Source organism: Kitasatospora sp. NPDC047058 (assembly GCF_040643935.1).
Classification (GTDB): Bacteria; Actinomycetota; Actinomycetes; order Streptomycetales; family Streptomycetaceae; genus Kitasatospora.
Genome location: NZ_JBEYVJ010000439.1, coordinates 1 through 5,237 on the forward strand (window position 1 = coordinate 1; position 5,237 = coordinate 5,237).

At 71.3% G+C, this 5,237-nt stretch carries 5 protein-coding genes; 3 read left to right on the forward strand and 2 right to left on the reverse strand.

The features are described 5' to 3' along the window. Positions 1-18: 18 nt before the first annotated feature. Together htpG and ABZ885_RS34860 are read right to left on the reverse strand one after the other, a co-directional pair. Positions 19-1,845, reverse strand: coding sequence for a molecular chaperone HtpG (gene htpG / locus ABZ885_RS34855; protein ID WP_360197882.1), 1,827 nt, complete (start codon positions 1,843-1,845; stop codon positions 19-21). Between the two features lie 174 nt (positions 1,846-2,019). Next, positions 2,020-2,238, reverse strand: coding sequence for a DUF5988 family protein (locus ABZ885_RS34860; protein WP_360197885.1), 219 nt, complete (start codon positions 2,236-2,238; stop codon positions 2,020-2,022). A 342-nt stretch (positions 2,239-2,580) separates the two neighbouring features. Here ABZ885_RS34860 and ABZ885_RS34865 point away from each other — a divergent pair, with 342 nt between their 5' ends. The 3 genes from ABZ885_RS34865 (at position 2,581) to ABZ885_RS34875 (ending at position 5,127) form a co-directional block, all read left to right on the forward strand. After that, on the forward strand, positions 2,581-3,024 hold the full coding sequence (locus ABZ885_RS34865; protein ID WP_360197888.1) for a hypothetical protein: 444 nt from the start codon (positions 2,581-2,583) through the stop codon (positions 3,022-3,024). A gap of 130 nt (positions 3,025-3,154) precedes the next feature. Next, positions 3,155-4,480 (forward strand): sensor histidine kinase, encoded by a 1,326-nt coding sequence (locus tag ABZ885_RS34870; protein WP_360197891.1) that lies wholly within the window; start codon positions 3,155-3,157, stop codon positions 4,478-4,480. Continuing rightward, the gene (locus ABZ885_RS34875) at positions 4,465-5,127 is read left to right on the forward strand and encodes a response regulator transcription factor (RefSeq protein WP_360197894.1); all 663 of its coding nucleotides are present in this window, start codon (positions 4,465-4,467) and stop codon (positions 5,125-5,127) included. The genes ABZ885_RS34870 and ABZ885_RS34875 overlap by 16 nt, the downstream gene beginning before the upstream one ends. The last annotated feature ends 110 nt before the right edge of the window (positions 5,128-5,237 follow it).

The window sequence follows — 5,237 nt, forward strand, 5'->3', positions numbered from 1 at the left end:
GTGGTGTGCTGCCGCCGGTCAGACCGTCCTGGCGAGGCGGTCGGCGAGCAGCCGGGCGAAGCGCGCCGGGTCGGCCAGGTCGCCGCCCTCCGCGAGCAGCGCGGTGCCGTACAGCAGCTCGGCCGTCTCCGCCAGCGCCGGGTCGCCGGCGCGCTCGTCGTGCGCGGCCTTCAGACCGCCGACCAGCGGGTGCTCGGGGTTGAGTTCGAGGATGCGCCGGACCGGCGGGACCTCCTGGCCCATCGCCTTGTACATCTTCTCCAGGGTCGGCGTGAGCCCGTCGGCATCGCTGACCAGGCAGGCCGGCGAGCTGGTCAGCCGGGTGGTCAGCCGGACGTCCTTCACGTCGGTGAGCACCTCGTTCAGCCAGGTCAGCAGCGGGGCGTAGGCGCCGGACCGCTCCTCGGACACCTCCTCGGCGGGCAGGTCGACCGCACCGCGCGCGACCGAGCGGAACTCCTTGCCGTCGTACCCCGGCACCGTCTCGACCCAGATCTCGTCCACCGGGTCGGTGAGCAGCAGGACCTCGTACCCCTTCGCCCGGAACGCCTCCAGGTGGGGGGAGTTCTCGACCTGGGCGCGGCTCTCCCCGGTCATGAAGTAGATCTTGTCCTGGCCGTCCTTCATCCGGGCCACGTAGTCGGCCAGGCCGGTCGGCTCCTCGGAGGCGGTGGAGGCGAACGACGCGACGTCGAGGATCGCCTTCGGGTCCTCGGCCCCGCCGAGCAGGCCCTCCTTGACGGTCGCGCCGAACTCGCGCCAGAAGGTGCGGTACTTCTCCGCGTCGTTCGCCATGAGGTCCTTGACGGTCGACAGCACCTTCTTCGCGAGGCGGCGGCGGATCAGCTGGATGTGCCGGTCCTGCTGGAGGATCTCGCGGGAGATGTTCAGCGACAGGTCGGCGGCGTCCACGACGCCCTTGACGAAGCGCAGGTGGTCGGGCAGCAGCTCGCGGCTGTCCTCCATGATGAACACGCGCTTGACGTACAGCTGGACGCCGTGGCGGCCGTCGCGCTGGTGCAGGTCGTGCGGGGCGCGCGACGGGATGAAGAGCAGGGCCTCGTACTCGAAGGTGCCCTCCGCCCGCATCCGGATGGTCTCCAGCGGGTCGGTCCAGTCGTGCGTGACGTGCCGGTAGAACTCCCGGTACTCCTCGTCCTTCACCTCGGACCGCGGCCGGGCCCAGAGGGCCTTCATCGAGTTGAGCGCCTCCTCCCCCATCCGGATGGGGAAGGAGATGAAGTCCGAGTACCGCTTGACGATCTCCCGGATCTTCCATTCGTCGGTGTAGTCGTAGAGGGCGTCCTCCTCGTCCTTGGGGCGGAGGTGGACGGTCACCGAGGTGCCCTCCGGCGCGTCCTCGACGGTCTCGATCGTGTAGGTGCCCTCGCCGTCCGACTCCCAGCGCGTGCCGGTCTCCTCGCCGGCCCTGCGGGTGAGGAGGGTGACGTGGTCGGCGACCATGAAGGTCGAGTAGAAGCCGACGCCGAACTGGCCGATCAGCTCGGCCGACTCCTTGCTCTCGCGCAGCCGGCGCAGGGTCTCGGCGGTGCCGGAGCGGGCGATGGTGCCGATCAGGCCCACGACGTCCTCGCGGGACATGCCGATGCCGTTGTCCCGCACGGTCAGCGTGCGGGCGTCCTTGTCGGCCTCGATGCCGATGTGCAGGTCGTCGGCCCGCAGGCGCTCGTCCGTGAGGCCGGCCAGGCGCCGCTTGTCCAGGGCGTCCGATGCATTGGAGATCAGCTCGCGCAGGAAGACGTCCTTGTTCGAGTAGATCGAGTGGACCATCAGCTGCAGCAGCTGCCGGGCTTCGGCCTGGAACTCCAGCGTCTCGGTGCTCATGGGGTCCTTTCCGGTTCGGTGACGGCGCGAGCACAGCGAGCACGCGCTCCGTCGCAATCTGGCACACCGGCCACGGTTCGGACAAACACCGGCGGTACGCGCGAAGCCGTGCACCGCCCGGGGCCCGGGCGGTGCACGGCTTCGGCGTGCGGGTCGGTCAGCGCCGCGGACGCGTCACTCGGCCACGTACGTGCTGTGGGTCCACACGAAGACCCGCAGCTCGCGGTCGTCGACGAGAGTGGTCTCGGAACTGGCCTCGAAGTGCTCGTAGCGGTTGCCGAGCGGGACCTTCACCTTGGCCGCTTCGACGTCCGTCACGTGGCGCAGCCGCTCCGCACCGGTGAGCGCCGGGGCGCCGGTGAGGAACACGTTGGGTGCACCGTTGTCGTTCATGATCACCCTCACTTTTCTGGGGTCGGGGTTCCTGTTCTTCTCCGGTCTCTGGTCCTCGACGAGGCGTGCGCGGCGATTCCCCTCTCCCCGGGGTCGGTCGGCCCTGGCCGAAAAAGGGAAGGGCCGGGTGCTACGGGGGAGCGCACCCGGCCCTGGTCTTGCGCAGGATCGTAGCAACGCCAACACCCTTGTGCTGTGCGGCAGTTGAACACTCTGAACACCCGGCCGAGAACGCCGGCCGAGGAGTGGGTCCAGCCCCACCCACCCGTACGGACAGACCCATGTCGGGCCGGCCCGGCGGTCCGTACTGTCGGTAGCACAACGACACGAAGGAGAAGGACCATGGCGAACACCGGAGACATCACCGCGACCGCTCAGCTCGGCGACTCCCGCACCCAGGACGCATTCGACACGGTGAAGAAGTGCATCACGCTCTTCGGTGCCGTCGGTGCGATCGTCCTCGGCACGGTGGCCGTGATGGCGTTCACCGGCCACGAGGCCAGCCCGTTCATGTGGATCCGGGGCGCGATCCTCTTCCTGGTCACCTTCCTGCTCCACCGCTTCACCGTCCGCGCCTCGCAGGGCTCCTACAAGGCCTTCGACCGGCTGCGCACCCTCTCCACGATCATGCCGATCGCGATCATCGGCGTGGACCTGATCCCCGGTCTCTGCCCGGCCTGGTACGCCGTGATCCAGGGCCTCTCCGCCCTCGCCCTGATCGGCGTCGCCGTCATCACCCGCGGTTCCGCGCTGAGCGGCGCCTTCCCCGCCCCCGCCAAGAAGTGACGTGCTGAGGACCTGCCCCGCCCCTCAGATGGCCGGACCGCCCGCGGTATCCGGCCATCCGGCGTTCCGGGACGGTCCCGAACCGGGTCCCGGCTGACACAATGATCACCGCTGCGAAAGGAACTGGCCGATGAGGAGACCTCCAGGGGGCGATCCCCTGCGGTGGGGCACCGAGATCGGGCTCGGGCTGTACCGGTCCGTGGTGCTGACCGGGCTCACCTGCGTGATGGCCCTGGTCGCCGTGCCGGTCGGGGTGGGGGGCTCCGCGCTCGCGTACTCCTGGTCCGACGGACTGTCCGCCCCTCTGGCCGTCCGCGCGCTGGCCACCCTCGGCGAGACCCTGGTGGTGGTCCTCTGGGTCGCCGTCTCCCTGTGGGTCGTGCACCCGCTCACCAGCCGGGCGCTCGCCAGGGCCGCGCGCCGGTGCGCGGCGGACTGGCTGGGCCTGGAGATCCAGGTCGCCTACCGCCCGGTCCCGCCGGTCACCAGGATGGCCACGGGCTTCTGGTGGGACGGCCACGAGTACCACAAGTCCGAGCGGGAGGCCCGCCGCCGTGCCAAGGTGCACGCCCGGTTCCACGACCCGCAGCTGCACTGGGACGGCATGTGGGCCCTGGTCGCCTCGGTCACCGTGCTGCCGGTCGCGGCCCTGCCGCTGCTCGCGCTCGGCTACGGCAGCTACATGGCGCTGACGCCCGGCCTCACCGGCTACGGCATCGCCGTGATCGTGGCCGGCCTGGCCGGCGCCCCCTTCGCGTGGCGGATCCTCCGCCCGATGGCGCGCCGGTTCCTCGGGCCGGTGCCGAGCACCCGGCTCGGGCGGCGGGTGGAGGAACTGGAGGCCATCCGCGCCGACCTGACCCAGACCCAGGCCGCCGAACTGGAGCGCATCGAGCGGGGCCTGCACGACGGGGCCCAGGCCCGGCTGGTGGCGATGGGCATGTCGATGGGCGCCGCCGAGCAGCTCGTCGACACCAACCCCGAGGCCGCGAAGGCGATCCTCGCCGAGGCCCGTGCCACCTCCGCCACCGCGCTCGCCGAGCTGCGCTCGCTCGTCCGCGGCATCAACCCGCCGGTCCTCGCCGAACGCGGCCTGGTCGACGCCCTCCGGGCCCTCGCCCTCGACTCCTCCGTGGAGGTCGACGTCTTCAGCCAGGTGCCCGCGCGGCCCGAACGCCCGGTGGAGTCGGCCGTCTACTTCTCCGTCGCGGAACTGCTGGCCAACGTGGCCAAGCACTCCCGCGCCGACCGCGTCAAGGTCGAACTCAGCTACGCGGCGCGCATGCTGACTGCTACCGTGAGCGACGACGGAATCGGCGGAGCCGCCGCATCCACAGGGTCCGGGCTGAGCGGCATCGAGCGCCGCATGGCGGCCTTCGGCGGACGCCTGGAGATCGAGAGCCCGGCCGGAGGACCCACTCGTATCACCGTGGCGGTGCCGTGCGAATTGTCGTAGCCGAAGACCTCTTCCTGCTCCGCGACGGGCTGGTGCGCCTCGTCGAGGCGTACGGCCACACCGTCGTCGCGGCCGTCGACTCCGGGCCGGCCGCGCTCGACGCGCTGGTCACCCTCCGGCCGGACGCGGCGATCGTGGACGTCCGGCTGCCGCCGACGTTCTCCGACGAAGGACTCCAGGCCGCGCTGTCCGCGCGCCGGGCCGTCCCCGGGCTGCCGGTGCTGATCCTCTCCCAGCACGTGGAACAGCTGTACGCGCGCGAGCTCCTCGCGGACGGCCACGGCGGCATCGGCTACCAGCTCAAGGACCGCGTCCTGGACGCCGGCCAGTTCATGGACGCCGTCCACCGCGTCGCCGACGGCGGCACCGCGCTCGACCCCACGGTCGTCGCCAAGCTGCTGGGCCGGCCCATGCGGGCCGACCCCCTCGCCACCCTCACCGAACGGGAGCGCTCCGTCCTGGCGCTGATGGCCGAGGGGCTCTCCAACACGGCGATCGCCACCCAGCTCTTCCTCAGCGAAGGCTCCATCAGCAAGTACACGACCACGATCTTCGCCAAGCTCGGGCTCGCCAACGACGACGACACCAACCGCAGGGTCCGGGCCGTCCTCGCCTACCTCGGCGCCGACGGACAGGGCGAGCAGTAACGGCGGCCGGGCCAGGGAGCGCAGGCCCTGCGGGACACCCCGCAGGGCCGCTTCGCCCCCCGCGCCAGGCGGCCGGCCGCTGCGCCCGTTCGTCGTCCGCCGCGAGCCCG